The organism is Paenibacillus silviterrae (assembly GCF_030167925.1).
Classification (GTDB): domain Bacteria; phylum Bacillota; class Bacilli; order Paenibacillales; family NBRC-103111; genus Paenibacillus_G; species Paenibacillus_G silviterrae.
Genome location: NZ_JASKUT010000001.1, coordinates 4,827,220 through 4,842,323, shown reverse-complemented (window position 1 = coordinate 4,842,323; position 15,104 = coordinate 4,827,220). Strand labels below are relative to the sequence as shown.

The window sequence follows — 15,104 nt, the reverse complement described above, 5'->3', positions numbered from 1 at the left end:
TTCCCCTAGTTTAGGCTATTACGTCAGCTTAATCAAATGAATTTTATCAGCCATGGCTCGAAGCTCGACTTGGCCTCGGTAGGAAATCTCGCCGATATCATAAGCATCGACAATCCATTCCTTGCCATCCTCCGCTTGGAGGAAATACCGCTCCTTCTCGCCTTGGAACATGGAGGAAACGACTTGGCCGTTCATAATAAATTGTCCGGCATCCGGCTGATTCATCCGCAAGGATTCGGGACGAATACAGAGCTTGACCTGCTCGCCATGCGCCAGCGTTTCCGTAGTCGGCAATGTCAGTGTCTGATCGCTATGGCCGAACGATACACAGGCCGTACCATTACCTGCGCTGAGCACGACAGCATCCAGAAAGTTCGTTGTCCCAATGAAATCGGCAACATAGGCGGTTCGAGGCTTGTAATAAATTTCATGAGGCGTGCCGCACTGATCGATGGCTCCTTTATTGAATACAACGATCTGATCGGACATCGACAGCGCCTCGAGCTGATCGTGAGTCACATAAATGACAGTTAAGCCCAGCTCCTTTTGGATATTTCTCAGCTCCACCCGAACCTCTTCACGGAGCTTGGCGTCCAAGTTACTAAGAGGCTCATCCAGAAGAATGATCGGGGAGTTCATCACGATCGCACGCGCCATCGCTACACGCTGCTGCTGCCCACCGGACATCTGGTGAGGATACCTTTCCTCCAGCCCCGTTAATTTCACCTTGTCGAGCGCCGCCTTCACCCGCTGCTGCACTTCAGCCTCGGGGCGCTTCTGAATATCGAGCCCGTAGGCCACATTATCGAACACGGTCATATGAGGGAACAATGCATACTCTTGAAACACCATAGGCGTCCCGCGTTTATATGGCGGCAAGTCGTTAACTACGCGTCCATCCATCCGTATTTCTCCTTCGTCGATCGTATAGAACCCTGCAATCGATCGGAGAAGCGTTGTTTTCCCGCAGCCGCTGGGCCCGAGAAAGGTAATAAACTTCCCTCTTTCAATGGTAAGATGAATATTTTTCAAGACATGATTCTCACCAAAGACCTTGTTTACATTTTTTAGCTCAAGCAATGTTTGCGTACTCACATCAGCCACTCCTTACCTTAAAAATCAAATATTTTTACCTTGTCGCGGAAAATCAGCTTCATCACGCCGAGCGTAGCCAAAGTGGCCGCCATTAGTCCCACGGCAACCGCCGCCGCCCAGTAATAGGTTCCCGTTTCGGCATAATTGAAGATCGATACGGCCGCAACAACCCATTTGGGTGTAATAAGAAACACAATCGTACTTAAGGTGTTCATATTTTTCATGAAGGCGTATACGAAGTTGGCTACGATCGTTTTCTGAAGCATCGGGAACACGATGGTAGTCAAGGTTTTGCGGCTATCGGCTCCTAGATTCGTAGCCGCTTCTTCAATCGATTTGTCCACCTGCTTGAAGGAGGCGATTAATCCGCGGTAACCGACAGGCATTTGCTTCAGCAGCATAGCGACGATAATTAGGACAGCCGAACCCTGGAGCATAATCGGACCGGAGCTGAAGGCGACGATCAGTGCCAAACCCACGAAGGTACCCGGCAGGGCAATCGGCAGGACCGCGGTGAAATCAAGCAGCCTTTTCCCCGGAAACACTTTACGCACGACAATGTAAGCCAGAACCAGGGCAAAAGCGACAGCCAGAATCGAGCTGATCAGCGACAATACCAAGCTGTTCAGAACGGCTGGACTTGATGCATTGAAAACCACCTTCATCATATGATCCATGGTAAAGGTATTGTCTCTGCCGAAGTTTTTAGTAAAGGCGAACAACAGCGTAATGGCGAACATGGCCATGATAAAAATGGAAATGACAGCATTCAGCGAGAAAAGTAATACGTCTACACCTTTGGAGGTGGTCACCCGCTTCAATCCCGACACAGGCTTTCCCGTAATGGTAGAAAACGAGCCTTTAGATAAAACCCTTTCCTGTATGATGAACACAATGAGTGCCGGAATCACCAAGATAATTCCCATCACGGAAGCCAGTCCCGGCTCATTATTAATGATTTCCCCGTAAATTTCTACCGCCAGCAGGGAGTAATTTCCCCCAATCAGCTTAGGGTTGCCGAAATCGGCAAAGCAGTTAATGGCAACAAGCAAGAAGGCATTGATAATTCCCGGAAGCGCAAGCTTCAGCGTAATGGTACGAAATAGATGAAAACCTCGGGCGCCCAGATTTTGCGCTGCAATCTCCAGGTTCGGCGAGATGGACCGAAGCACACCGGTCGTAGTCATATAAGCCAAAGGAAAATAGGATATCGTCTGCACAATCCATAAACCGGGTAACCCGTACAAGTCCAGCTCAATGGAAAACCAGGACTTCAACCACTGCGAAACAATGCCGCCCCGGCCGAACAACAGCAAAAAAGCAAGTCCGCTCATGACCGAAGGGGCTAGCAGAGGCAGAAACGCGATAAAGCGGAAGAATCGTTTCCCTCTAATGTTGCTGTAATGAATGGCATAGGCGTACAGGAAGCCGAGTACGGTTGCCGTTAACGCGGAAAGCGTGGAGCTCACTATGGTATTTAACAGTGCGGTTCCGTATCTGCCCTTTGTAAAGAAGGTCAGCCAATTTTCGCCGCTGGGAATGGTAATTACGAAGATCAAGGGATACAAGACAAACAATGCCAGCAAAACAAAGCTGATGAGAACCAAAAACATGGAAGACGGGTCTTTTACAAGTCTTACAATGGACTCGGTAAATCCTTTTTTCTCTTTAACCATAGGAGGTTATGGCCACCTTTCAAGCATTTTCAGAAAGGATTGTCTACCCGTTGGGTCGGCGTAGACAATCCGTCTGCCCTTACATCGTTATTTCAAATTTTTCAGCAGATCCTGCAGCATCTTCCTCTGCTCGGCTGCCTCCCATAGGCTGTAATTTTTGTTGTACTTCGTGGTCTTAATATCGATACCGCCGTTTGGAACAGGTACGGAGGGCTTCACGGATACCGCGAAGGCGGATTGTGTATAGAGCAGTCCCGGCTCCTTCGTGAGCATGAAATCCATCAGCTTCTTGGCAGCTTCCGTATTAGGTCCTCCCTTAATAATGGACAGTCCTCCAATTTCATACCCGGCCGCCTCCGGCACGATGCTGACGATCGGATTGCCCTGAGCCTTCATCTTCAGCTGATCTCCGAGGAAAGTAACACCGATTGTGTATTCACCCTTAGCCGCCTTTTGAATCGGTTCAATTCCGGATTTCGGGCGCTCCTTCAGATTCGGAAGCAGCTGCCCCATATACTTGAGCATTTCTTCGCGTCCCCATACTTGGGCAAGCGACGCTACCGCCGTATAAGCCGTTCCTGACGTCGCAGGATCGGACATGCCGATCTCGCCTTTGAATTTGGGGTCCAAAAGATCTTTAAAGGATTGAGGATACGGGGCCGTACCGTATTTCTCTTTCCAACGCTGCTCGTTAATGCCGATAGCAACAGGGTTCATGTAGAAGCCCGTCCAAAAGCCGGCGTTGTCCTTCATATTATCCGGAATATCCGCAGCGTTTGGTGATGTATACGCTTTCAAAGTTCCGGCTTGTTTTAACACCTCATGAGAATCAGCCGGTCCTCCCATCAGAAAGTCCGCTTGAGGCTTGCTCATTTCGTTTTGAACCCGGGCTACGGCTTCCCCGCTAGGCAATCGCAGAATATCGTAATCGATTCCCGTTTCCTTTTTGAATTGATCCAATATTTTTCTAGCCTCTTCCTCCTGGAATATGGAGTAAACGGTCACCTTTCCTGCATCCTTTTTGCCGAAGGTGCCGGATTTATACAGGAAAAACCCGGCAACCAGCACAATTACCAATACGGAAACGATCATCATGGAGCTGTTGTTCTTTCTTCTTGCCATTTGGCATGACCTGCCTTTCAGAATGTCGTCGGAGTCGAAATCAGCTGAAAATAAGCTCTTTGGTTCGTCTCATCGAGCAAGTCGAATACAACCATGTAACCGTTGTTGTAAAAGTCTAAATGAATCCAATGCGGACTTGGCGAGTCGGGGTCGCTTAGCTGAATGACATAGTTCATGTCGGGCTTTTGTGTAAATTCCCGGAAATGGCTGAAGTCGATCATTTTCACAGAAGCTTGGATCTGCAAGGCAAGTGCAGCTCTTTCCGCCTCAGATAGCGCTTCCATCTTTCCGCTGCGCAGCGCCATGATTGCATTTGACTCTCTTCCTACAGCCTCCGAAATCATGGACGGCGTCAGCATCTTATTGATAAATGCGCTTTGCAGCTTGCGGATATCAGCGCTTGCCGATAAGGAATTTACCATGCTTTGATTCACCCGCAAGATGTTGTTCCCCACCTCGAAGGTATTGTCCTCTTGATCCAAATAAACGATCAGCCCCTTCAGCTTGAACCGCTGCGATCTTTCGATGCTCTGCGTCCTTCCTTCCCTTAACAGCTCCGTGAAGGCGGACTTCATGTTAAGCAGCTCCTTCGGATCTTGGATGGAAAGCGTTCCTAAACCAGGGTACGTAACATCTACGCGCATGGGAACCCCAGACAAGGCATCGCTGGCACCGGACATGGGCGAGACCACCCGCACCTCATCCACAGGGACTCGAAACATGTACGCACATATGCCGATAATGACGATTCCTGCAGCGACTTGCATCATGATTAGACGGAGCCATGAGAGCTGTTTCTTCTCCACGGTCATTACATTACGCTCCTTTTATCTCAATAAAATCAACCAAATGTAACAATATTGTAACGCTGCTTATATCGGGAGCCGTTTGCTGAAGATCAGCTCCACTTCTGTTCCCTGCTCCACCTCACTTGTCAAACGAATGGAGCCGCCTTGCATTTCGATAAGCTGCTTGCAGATCGGTAGGCCGAGCCCATGGGACCTGCGGGTAATGGGACGGTTTGACTTTTGGTCAACCGGTAAAAATAGGGTGTTTTGTTCTTCCATCGGGATACCCTTTCCGTTATCACGGATCAACACCCGGCCGCTGCCGTTCCATTCCTCTACCGTCACATGAAGCTGTCGGCAGTCGCTGTGCTGGATAGCGTTGTCTATGATATTGAAGAGCACCTGCTGTGTCCTTACAGGATCCAGACAAACAAGACAGGGGGTCAGCTCCACCTTCATTTGCAATGCCGATTTACGAATGGTCGGTTCAAGGATACGAATGGTATCAGAGACAACCTCTGCGAGGTTTCCGAATTCCAGGTTGATTCTCCATGCTTCTTCCCCCTTCAGGGAAGTTTCCAGCAGCTCCTCTACCATCGTCAACAGCCGGGTTCCTTCCTTGCGGATGTACTGGCTGCAGGTCCTGGCATCCTCAAGCTTATTCATCTTTTCTATTAAGTCCGAGAAGCCGATGATGGAGGTCAACGGTGTTTTTAGCTCATGGGTCATATTGTCATAAAAAACCTTCTGCTTGTTTTGCTCATACTTAAGAAGCCGAATATGTTGATTCAAAGCGTCCGACATTTCATTGAAATCCGAGGCAAGCTCGGCAATTTCATCCTTGCTGTTCACTTTTATTTTTTTACTGAAGACTCCGATCGAAACCAGCTTCAAGGCTTGTTTTAGCTCATATACCGGCTTAAGCAGCAACGAGAAATAAGTAAAGCTTGATAAAAGCGACAGAACCAGGCACACGCCCGCTACTCCGGCAAACCAATACTTCATCTGCTGCTGCATGTGGACGTACTGCTGCATATCCAGAACGTACCGTATCCCTCCTACAATGGTTCCCTGATACCAAAAAGGAGCTGAATAAATAAAATACCGGGACGTTTCCGTTTCGGTAATCACGGTAGCCACCTGCCCCTGCAGTGCGGCTTCAATGTCCCCCCGTTTCAGCAGATCGAAGTTGTCGATGCTGCTGCCGACGATGGTTTGATCGTTCGAAAACAATTGAACCTGAAAATTGTTATTCGATGCCAAATGAGAGGCGATTAGAGGTGCATAGGAGCCGGAGAATAAATCCTTGATATTCATTTTCTTATCATTGACGATTTTCAGAGCTTCGATCTTATGAAGAGCATAGTATTGATTGAGCGTTTGAGTATCCCTTTCAATAATGCTTTTGGTTATCATATAATTCATAATAAAGTACATGGCTGTAAGCAGCATGCAGATGGTAAGCGTGTGCTGCAGGAACAGCTTGTTTCTCAATTTCATTGCTCACGCCTCCAGTTTGTATCCTGTTCCATGAACGGTCGCAATCAGCTCATCATGCGGTTTCAGCTTTTCCCGAAGGCGGTTCACGAGCATGTCCACCGAGCGGGTCTGCCCGAAATATTCATAGCCCCACACCTGATCCAGAAGCTGCTCTCTGGTAAAAACCATTTTCGGATGGCTGCACAGGAGCCACATTAAATCAAACTCCTTGCTCGTCGTTTTAATCGGGTTGCCCGCAACGGACAACGAGCGTGAGGGCTTGTTGATTTCAAGGACGCCAAGCTTAATCGTATGGGGCTCGGCTTCCGTTTTCATCCGGCGCATAACAGCACGTATTCGGAGGATGAGCTCTTGCGTCTCGAAGGGCTTCGTTAAATAGTCGTCAGCGCCCAGCTGAAAACCAAGAATTTTGTCATTCATTTCATTCTTGGCCGTCAAAATAATGACCGGGATGAAAGGATGCATGCTGCGCAGCTGCTGGAGGAATTCGAAGCCCGAACGGTCGGGAAGCGTCAGGTCCAGTATGATCAAATCTACAGGTGAACTGCTAATGAGCTGAATGCCTTCTACGCAGGTACTTGCGGCGATGGGGTGATAGCCCTCGACCTGCATGCTCAGTCTAAGCAGCATCTGAATGCTGGGATCATCCTCGACGATTAGTATGTTCATGCGGTCCTTCTCCCTCCTGATGGGAATCGTCTAGTGCACAAAGGAAAAGCACCGATCGCTCGGTGCTTCTTCTTCTTTATGGCTCGCGGGTTGGCGCGGGCGCCTGATTGCGATGGTTCGGCTTGGAGTGGCTGCGGGAGGAGCTGCGGTTCTGGCCCTGATACCCTCCAGGGCGTCCTCCCTGCGGGCGGTTCCCTTGGCCCTGACCTTGTTGCCCTTGGCGGTGCTCCTGCCCTTGCTCTTGCCGGCCTTGTCCATGGCTGCCTTGTCTGCCTTGATGCTCACTACGTCCTTGCCCCTGATGCTCACCGCGGACATGGCCTTGGTTCTCGCCGCGGCTCTGCTGTTCACCGCGTGCTTGATGCTCGCCTCGCCCTGGGTGTCTGGACTGGCCCTGCTGGTCCTTGTCCCGCCCACGGTCCTTATGATGCCTTGGCCCTTGGTGCTGCGGCCGTCCGCCGCCCTGCCCCTGCTGCTTCTGCCCTTGCTGGCGGGAGCCGTGCTGCTGAGGCTGCGAATGGGTCTTCACCGGCGGAGGCGGAAGCGGCTCATACTCCTCTTCTTCCGGCTCCTCGACGTACAACTCCGGTGTTCCGTCCGGATTCTTGCCGGGGATCCGCTCAATGATGAAGTACGCACAGCCGAAATTGCAATATTCGTTCAAATAATCCTGAAGCGTATCGATCGTGGTTTCACGAGTCGCCTTCGGATGGGTGTCCTTAAAGAATCCGCGAAGCCTTAGCTGGCTGTAGCCCCAGTCGCCGACGATATAGTCATAGCGGTCCAGCACCTCGCTGTACCGGTCACGGAAAGCCTCGGGACGCCAGCCGTTCTTGTGATCCACGATCACTTCATAGGTTCGATTGGCAATATGGAACAAGCTGCTTGCCTCCTTTATCCCCTTGTACGTCTACCCTTTCGCCGATTCCACCTGCTCATGGGCATGGTAGGAGCTTCGTACCAGCGGTCCGGATTCCACGTGGCTGAAGCCTCGTTTCATCCCCTCTTCCTTCAGCTCTGCGAATTGTTCGGGTGTGTAGAATTGTTTTACCGGCAAATGCTGCAGCGTCGGCTGCAAATATTGTCCGATCGTCATAATATTGCAGTCCACCGCGCGCAGATCGTCCATCGTCTGCAAAATTTCCGGCCATTCTTCCCCTACGCCCAGCATAATGCTGGATTTGGTAGGGATCGACGGCGCGATTTCCTTGGAACGCCGGAGCAGCTCCAGCGAGCGGCTGTACTTGGCCTTCGAGCGTACGCGGTCGGACATCCGTTCGACCGTTTCCACGTTGTGGTTCAAAATATCCGGCTTCGCCTCAAGAACCATACGCAAAGAAGCCTCATTCCCCATAAAGTCGGGAATCAATACCTCAACCCCCGAGAAGGGCAATCGCTTGCGAATGGCTCGAATCGTTTCGGCGAAAATGGACGCGCCTCCGTCCTGCAAGTCATCCCGGGCGACCGAGGTCACCACGACATGCCGAAGCCCCATCTGCTCCGCCGCTTCGGCTACGCGCTCCGGCTCCTGCAGATCAAGCTCCGTCGGGAGACCCGACTTTACGGCACAGAAACGGCAGGCCCGCGTGCAAATATCTCCAAGAATCATGAAGGTTGCTGTCCGGTTGGCCCAGCATTCGTGTATGTTAGGGCACTTGGCCTCTTCGCAAACGGTGTGCAGCGTCTTGGTACGCATCATTTGCTTAAGCTCTTTATAATTTTCACCCGTGGTTAATTTGATCTTGAGCCAGTCGGGTTTCCGTTCGATGGATCTCGTCGCCATCCTTATGCCCCCGCTTTCTAAGGTGATCTGATTGAAACAAGAAAAGCCTGCATCGGCATCGCAGCGCCCCTCCATGAAAGGCGCCCCCACAGGTTTTCATATATTTTACTTGCTATTATATCACGAATAGGTAAACAATCCACTTTCCTTTGTAAATGTGGTACACTGAAAAGGATGTTTTGGAAAAAGAAGCCTGCGTTGAAGCATAAAGATTCGGAGGAATCGTGACAATGATGAATATGGAGCGCATATTACAGCTGGTTCAATCCGGAGATATGGATACAGAAGATGCCAAAAAGCTGCTGGAGGAGCTGGCCGGAGCATCGTCCGCCGTGGGGCAGCGCATTGATGATTCTCTAGGCTATGCCCAGCTGGACGTAGACCGGGCAGCGAGAACCGGCTTTCCCGAGGTCATCTTCGGCGAAGGAAAGACCGCGGAGCAGATCGCTGCGATCTTCGCCAGGCTGATGGCGCAGACGGACCGGGTGCTGGCCACGCGGGTCAGCCGGGATAAGGCCGAGCATATCCTGCAGCAAATTCCCGAGGCAGCCTATCATGAGAGTGCACGGGCGTTGACGTGGCAATCCGCAAGCGGGAAGAGCGCTGCGGCCGCGAACGAGGGCTATATCGCCGTCGTATGCGCAGGCACGTCGGACGTGCCGGTCGCTGAGGAAGCCGCTATAACGGCAGAGATCATGGGCTGCCGTGTCGAACGGGTATTCGATGTCGGCGTAGCCGGGATTCACCGTCTGTTCCGGCGGCTGCCCTTAATCCGCGGAGCATCCGTAGTCGTGGTCGCTGCAGGAATGGAAGGCGCCCTTACCAGCGTGCTGGGCGGGCTGGTATCGAAGCCTGTCATCGCCGTGCCGACCAGTATAGGCTATGGAGCCAGCTTTAACGGCATTGCGGCCTTGCTGGCCATGCTGAATTCCTGCGCTCCCGGCGTTTCGGTGGTCAACATCGACAACGGCTTCGGGGCGGGCTATAATGCAGCGCTGATTTATAAAAACCAAAGAAGCGAGAGGTAGGCAAAATTGGTGAAAATTTTATACTTGGATTGCTTCTCCGGTATTAGCGGGGATATGACCCTTGGCGCGTTGGTCGATGCCGGTGCGGATCGCAGTTATATCGAAGAGGAATTGAAGAAAATCAAGATTGAACCATTCGCTCTTGAATGGAAGCGTGTGAACAAACGCGGCATCTCAGCCTTGAAGCTGGATGTATTGCTGGACCCGCACACGCCGCCGAAGCATCACCGGCATTATTCCGAGATCGTGGATATCATTACACGAGCCGGGTTTTCCGAGCGTACGGTAAAGCTGAGTCTTGCGATCTTCGAGAAGATCGCCATTTCCGAGGCAAAAATTCACGATATTCCGGTCGAGCGGGTTCATTTTCACGAAGTGGGGGCAATCGATTCCATCGTGGATGTCATTGGGGCAGCACTGGCTATTGATTCCTTAGGCATCGAGAAAATTTACTCCTCCCCTGTACCGCTCGGCTCGGGAACGGTCCATTGCGATCATGGCATTTATCCGGTGCCTGCCCCGGCAACGCTTGAGATGATGCGCGGACTGCCGATTGTGCCGACTTCTTATTCCCTGGAGATGACGACACCGACAGGCGCCGGAATCATATCCGGCCTGGTGGACGAGTTCGCACGCGGCCTGCCTCCGATGATCGTCGACTCGATCGGCTATGGCGCAGGTACCCGTGACTTGCCGAATCAGCCTAACGTGCTGAGGGTCGTAGTAGGAGAATCGGATCCGTATATGCACAAATGGCAGGTGCACCATGAGGAGCTGGCACACAGCCATAGCCACCATCATCATCACCATGAACACGATCACCATCATCATCACGGAGATCATGGACACAGTCACGGGCACGATCACAGCCATGATCACACTCATGACCACAAGCATCATGAACACGGTCACGACCATGAGCACCACCATGAGCACGATCACGCGGATCATAAGCATGAGCATAAGCACTCCCATAACCACCCCCCTGCCCACTCGAGTGAAGAGCCGCAGGATACCCTCTGCCGTTAGTAAAAGAACCGTTCGAGCCCCTTTATGGCCCGAACGGTTCTTTTGTCTGCTCACTGAGAAATCGCCTCCGCACCTCGTCATACACCAGCTTCAACGGAACACCATACTGCTTGGCTACCTGCTCGCACTCCTTGAACTCCGGCGCAAACTGCACCAGCTTCCCCCGGTGGTAGCCGGCCTTCACACTGACAGGCCCCCACTGCGTGTCCACCCGGTGGAAATCCCTTCCCAAACGATGGCACGAAGCCCGCAAATACCGCAAACCGATTGTGGTGGTCTCGCGAAAAATAATTTCCTCCATCCGTTCCAGCTCCGCCTCCGCTACCAGAACATTGAGCATTACGCCGGGACGCCCTTTTTTCATAATAATCGGAATCCAGAACACATCGTTGGCCCCCTGTTCAAAAAGAAGCTCTCCGATATAGGAGCAAAGCTCCGGATTCATGTCATCGATATTCGCCTGAATCATCAGCATGTGATCGTCAATATGCTCTTCCCTGTGCTGAAAGCTCACAAGCCATCCCTCCCCTCAGCCGCGCCTTGATTTCGTTCGATTATACCAAAAAGGCGGCGGGATAAAAAGGCAGCGCCTAGCGCAACCTATGATTACTATTTCGGCTAACGCAGATGTTTTCCAAAGGAGGAAACTATAGTGAAAGGACGCCGCGCTCAAGCGCTTACAGCTGCCCTGATCATCGCTATTGCGTCTGGTACGTCGGAAATTCAGGCAAGGGCAGAGCAGCCCGCTCCCTCTGTAGAGGTCAGTGCCAATGTCGCCGCACCGAAAGCCGTCAAGAATGACGGCGGCATGAAAACGATATTTACCGAGCGAAAGGATATGTTCGAGAAGGTGAGTGCCTTGACCGGCCTCCCTTGGTATTATTTAGCCGCTGTAGACCAGTACGAACGAACCATCAACATGACCAAGAAGCGATCGGCCGCTCCGGACGGACTTATTGCCATCCGCTTCACCGAGCTGCAATGGGTCGGTATGATGAACCCGGACTACAACGATCAGAATGAAAAGAGCATCGCCATGTTCGGCGGAATCGGTCTTGACGGTTCCGGGGATCATCTGGCTGACCGGAACAACGATCTGGACCGGCTGTACTCGATGGCGATGTTCCTGCTCAAACGCGGCAGCGTAGAGGATGATCTGCGAATCGGGCTGTGGGAGTACTACCAGAATACGAGAAGCGTGGAACGCATCCAGCAGTTTGCCAAAATTTACGCCAAGTTCGAAACCTTGGACCTGCACGAGCACTGCTTCGTCATGCCCCTTGGCGCCGACTATTCCTATCGCAGCACATGGGGAGCGAGCCGCGGCTGGGGCGGCTACCGGATCCATGAGGGCACCGACTTGTTCGCCGGCCATGGCGTTCCGGTACGCAGCGCTGCTTACGGCGTGGTGGAAATCAAAGGCTGGAACCCCTATGGGGGCTGGCGCATCGGAATTCGTGACCTTAACAATGTGTATCACTACTACGCTCATCTCTCCGGCTTTCAAAAGGGGCTTAAGGAAGGTGATATCGTAGCCCCGGGTCAGGTGGTCGGCTGGGTCGGCAGCTCCGGCTACGGCAAGCCAGGTACCTCCGGCAAATTCCCTCCGCATCTGCATTACGGATTGTACAGGGATAACGGTCTCACCGACTGGTCCTTCGACCCGTACCCGCATCTTCGCAAGTGGGAGCGCGAAGAGCGGATGCGCAAGTTGGAGCAAGAGGGGCGAATGCGCAGCAAAAAGCGTTGAAACGAATAACCCGAAGCCCCTCTGTGAAGGGACTCCGGGTTATTTGGCTTCCTTGCCCGTAGGAGCCGTGAGACTCAGATTCGGCAGCGATATGCCCGGGGGCAGCGGATTCGACTGGCCGACCGGATTGCCCTTGCCGTCGAAATAATAAGTCGGGACGTCCCCTACCACAAGCGAGTACGAAATCGGCAATTCGGTTTGTACTACCTCCGGAACGGTATCGAACGGAATGATGATCGTCAGCTCCACGGTAATCCGAATATAAACCTCCACGAGGATCATATTGATGCCGGCATTCTGATACCGTGTATTCAGCTCTACCTTCGCGGCGCCGGCAGGCGTCAGCTTAATCGGAATGTCCGGCCCGAAGGAAGCGAGGATCGGGCTGCTCATCGCTTGCCCTAGCGGGATGTGCTCCGGTACCGATTCTAGCGCCTTCAGCTTTTGCTCTACAGTCCGAACCGTTTCCGAAGTAATCTTCATATGCTCACCGTAATTCAGCGAGAAACCGGTGACCTTCCCATTCTTGTCCGACCGCCAGTCGATCAGCTTTTCGAAATTGGTCGTCTCCGACACCCGTTCGCTGATCGCGCTATTGATGGCCTCCGTCGCCATTTGCTTAATGCGTACCTTCGCCAAGCTCATCAGCGGCCCCTTCAGATGTGTATCCACATATACGTAGCCCTGAATGAGGAACAGCAGCAGGATTACGAGAATGATAAGCAGGTTTCGTTTCAGTCTGGCTTTGCCGGTGGGACGGCTTCTCCATCTTCGCCTGATCATCGACTCCCCCCTCGTCCGCAAGCAGCGGTCCTGATCCATACAAGCATATGCAGCTTGCTTCTAGAAAAGAAGGGCAGGCTCTTCTGCATGAGGTCGGCGGTACCGCGATTTAGGGAGACGGATCCGGCGGGTATTCATCTTTCCAGATCGGCACTTGAAATACAAAGACTAAGTTTCCGATGTCAAAGATGCTATTTTCGAGACCAGTAATTTACAAATGCTCTGGTGAAAGTACCGCTAACGATATAAAAAATAAAGGAATAGCAGTAGGTCCATTCAAAATAAGAAACCGCTCCGGCCCAAACGGAAAACGGCTCACCGATAAAAGCGAATATAGCAGCCTGCAGAACTAAAGCCAGAGAGAAGGATTTCCAGGTTGTGAAGTACTGATAAATCAACATTTGTGCAACCGGAATGATAGAAAAATCAAAAGGAAACGCAATTAATGAATAAGGCACGAGCTTAACAGGGTATGTCCAAATGCCGATTTCCGCGCCAAGGTCGTCCAAAAAGGAGGAGAGGATTAACACCATTAGACCAAAAATCAAATGGAGAGAGCCCTCTTGCGGTCAATGAGCTTGATAAGAATACTTTAGAAGCTCTTCATATGCCATATTTTGCTGCATTTCATGTAATTGCTCCATTGGTTACACCACACTATGGGAAGGTTAATTATGGTTCTAGCGTTTCCATAACTCGTTAAGTTAAACGATACGAACCTTTTACCCCATAAATGATATACCCCTTTAAACACACAAAAAAAGCTCAGCCTTCTCCTGCATACTGCACGAGATGCCAAGCCTTGCGTTTATACTAACGGAACGGTATATTTCGCCGATTCGATCCAGCTGCGGTCGGAGAATTCCCGGCCCCGTACGACCACCTCATTCTCATACACCTGCACGTACATGCCCTGCGCAACATCGGGGTTGTTTGAGCTGCGCGTTTTGCCGACAGAGGCGTTATTAAACCAATGGAACGTATTCTGCGTGTTGTAATGGCTCTCCGTGGCAAAATTGCGGTGCGTATGCCCCGACAGCACGAATACATTGCGGTACGGCTTCAGAATGGCGCGGAATTCCTTCGCCCGGATCATCTGATGCGTTCTGCCGTCCGTATCGGGAGCGGGCAGCGGCTGATGGATGAAGACAAACGCCGGTCGGCCGTCCTCGTGCACCTTCATGACCTCTTCGAACCATTTGAGCTGCTCATCCGAGTACCAGGCGCCCTCGCCAACCTCAGGCTTCTCCTCGGCATACGCTTCCTGCGACAGTAGAATCAGATGGACGTCGCCCACCCAAACATCCTTGTAGGGCTTATCCTTGTATCCGAAAAATTTCATAAAACGCTCTCGCGCCATGGCATCGGTTTTCCCGTTGGGCTTTGTCTCGGTGGACCATTCACCCTTCGTGTTAATCCAGATGTCGTAATAATCGTGATTGCCCATATTGCCGTAGATCGGCGGAAGCTTGTAGCCGTCCAAAATTTTACGCAGCAGCTTGTAGTCGGTTTCCCTGGCCATATCCGTCACATCGCCGCCAAAGATGATCGTATCCACGGGAGATTCGAATTTGGTGATATCCTTCAATGCCGAATGCAGCTTATCCGTCATGGTAGAAATGCCGTCGGATATATGCACGTCACTCAGTAGAAAAAAGGAAAGCAAAAGCCGATTATCCTTCTCGGCTGGCTGTGGTACCGATGCCGCTGCGGGGCCGGCAGGCTGTGTCTGCGTCTCTGCTGCCATCGGACCGCCGGATTCCTTCCCTTTCAGTGCCTGCATCAGAAGTGCGCCGCCGCCGGTAAGCGCTGCCGCAACGCCCAGCAGCCTCTTAATAAATTGTCGCCTGGAGAGCATGGGTGCTTTCCCCCACTTTCGAA

15 protein-coding genes are annotated in these 15,104 nt (G+C 51.9%); 3 read left to right on the top strand and 12 right to left on the bottom strand.

Annotation, left to right across the window (positions count from 1 at the left end):
- Positions 1-18 precede the first annotated feature (18 nt).
- The 8 genes from QMO62_RS22610 to lipA all read right to left on the bottom strand — a co-directional run bounded on the left by QMO62_RS22610 (position 19) and on the right by lipA (position 8,633).
- Positions 19-1,095 (bottom strand): ABC transporter ATP-binding protein, encoded by a 1,077-nt coding sequence (locus QMO62_RS22610; RefSeq protein WP_284644489.1) that lies wholly within the window; start codon positions 1,093-1,095, stop codon positions 19-21.
- A 17-nt stretch (positions 1,096-1,112) separates the two neighbouring features.
- Entirely contained in the window at positions 1,113-2,771 is a 1,659-nt protein-coding gene (locus QMO62_RS22605) for an ABC transporter permease (RefSeq protein WP_284644487.1), read from the bottom strand.
- A gap of 87 nt (positions 2,772-2,858) precedes the next feature.
- A complete protein-coding gene (locus QMO62_RS22600; protein WP_284644485.1) occupies positions 2,859-3,893 on the bottom strand; it encodes an ABC transporter substrate-binding protein in 1,035 nt (344 codons plus the stop codon).
- Between the two features lie 17 nt (positions 3,894-3,910).
- A complete protein-coding gene (locus QMO62_RS22595; protein ID WP_284644483.1) occupies positions 3,911-4,705 on the bottom strand; it encodes a DUF3919 family protein in 795 nt (264 codons plus the stop codon).
- 60 nt (positions 4,706-4,765) lie between these two features.
- A complete protein-coding gene (locus QMO62_RS22590) occupies positions 4,766-6,181 on the bottom strand; it encodes a sensor histidine kinase (RefSeq protein ID WP_284644481.1) in 1,416 nt (471 codons plus the stop codon).
- Positions 6,182-6,184: 3 nt separating this feature from the next.
- Positions 6,185-6,850, bottom strand: a complete 666-nt coding sequence (locus QMO62_RS22585; protein WP_284644479.1) for a response regulator transcription factor — start codon at positions 6,848-6,850, stop codon at positions 6,185-6,187.
- A gap of 76 nt (positions 6,851-6,926) precedes the next feature.
- Positions 6,927-7,730, bottom strand: coding sequence for a YutD family protein (locus tag QMO62_RS22580; protein ID WP_284644477.1), 804 nt, complete (start codon positions 7,728-7,730; stop codon positions 6,927-6,929).
- 30 nt (positions 7,731-7,760) lie between these two features.
- Positions 7,761-8,633: a lipoyl synthase gene (lipA, locus tag QMO62_RS22575; RefSeq protein ID WP_284644475.1), complete on the bottom strand. Its 873-nt coding sequence runs from the start codon at positions 8,631-8,633 to the stop codon at positions 7,761-7,763.
- A gap of 230 nt (positions 8,634-8,863) precedes the next feature.
- Between lipA and larB the strand changes: the two genes are divergently transcribed.
- Together larB and larC are read left to right on the top strand one after the other, a co-directional pair.
- Complete coding sequence (gene larB, locus QMO62_RS22570; protein ID WP_284644473.1) at positions 8,864-9,661, top strand: nickel pincer cofactor biosynthesis protein LarB; 798 nt, start codon at positions 8,864-8,866, stop codon at positions 9,659-9,661.
- A gap of 9 nt (positions 9,662-9,670) precedes the next feature.
- Positions 9,671-10,690: a nickel pincer cofactor biosynthesis protein LarC gene (gene larC, locus QMO62_RS22565; protein ID WP_284645006.1), complete on the top strand. Its 1,020-nt coding sequence runs from the start codon at positions 9,671-9,673 to the stop codon at positions 10,688-10,690.
- A gap of 22 nt (positions 10,691-10,712) precedes the next feature.
- Here larC and larC2 read toward each other — a convergent pair whose 3' ends face one another.
- Positions 10,713-11,204, bottom strand: coding sequence for a nickel pincer cofactor biosynthesis protein LarC2 (gene larC2, locus QMO62_RS22560; RefSeq protein WP_284644472.1), 492 nt, complete (start codon positions 11,202-11,204; stop codon positions 10,713-10,715).
- A gap of 138 nt (positions 11,205-11,342) precedes the next feature.
- Here larC2 and QMO62_RS22555 point away from each other — a divergent pair, with 138 nt between their 5' ends.
- Positions 11,343-12,440 carry a M23 family metallopeptidase gene (locus QMO62_RS22555; protein WP_284644470.1) on the top strand — a complete coding sequence of 366 codons (1,098 nt, stop codon included), beginning with the start codon at positions 11,343-11,345 and terminating at the stop codon, positions 12,438-12,440.
- Between the two features lie 39 nt (positions 12,441-12,479).
- Here the strand turns inward: QMO62_RS22555 and yunB are convergent, their stop codons facing one another.
- The 3 genes from yunB to QMO62_RS22540 form a co-directional block, all read right to left on the bottom strand.
- Positions 12,480-13,223: a sporulation protein YunB gene (gene yunB / locus QMO62_RS22550; RefSeq protein WP_284644468.1), complete on the bottom strand. Its 744-nt coding sequence runs from the start codon at positions 13,221-13,223 to the stop codon at positions 12,480-12,482.
- 191 nt (positions 13,224-13,414) lie between these two features.
- Complete coding sequence (locus QMO62_RS22545) at positions 13,415-13,771, bottom strand: CBO0543 family protein (RefSeq protein ID WP_284644466.1); 357 nt, start codon at positions 13,769-13,771, stop codon at positions 13,415-13,417.
- Positions 13,772-14,031: 260 nt separating this feature from the next.
- Positions 14,032-15,081: a metallophosphoesterase family protein gene (locus tag QMO62_RS22540; protein WP_284644464.1), complete on the bottom strand. Its 1,050-nt coding sequence runs from the start codon at positions 15,079-15,081 to the stop codon at positions 14,032-14,034.
- Between the last annotated feature and the right edge of the window lie 23 nt (positions 15,082-15,104).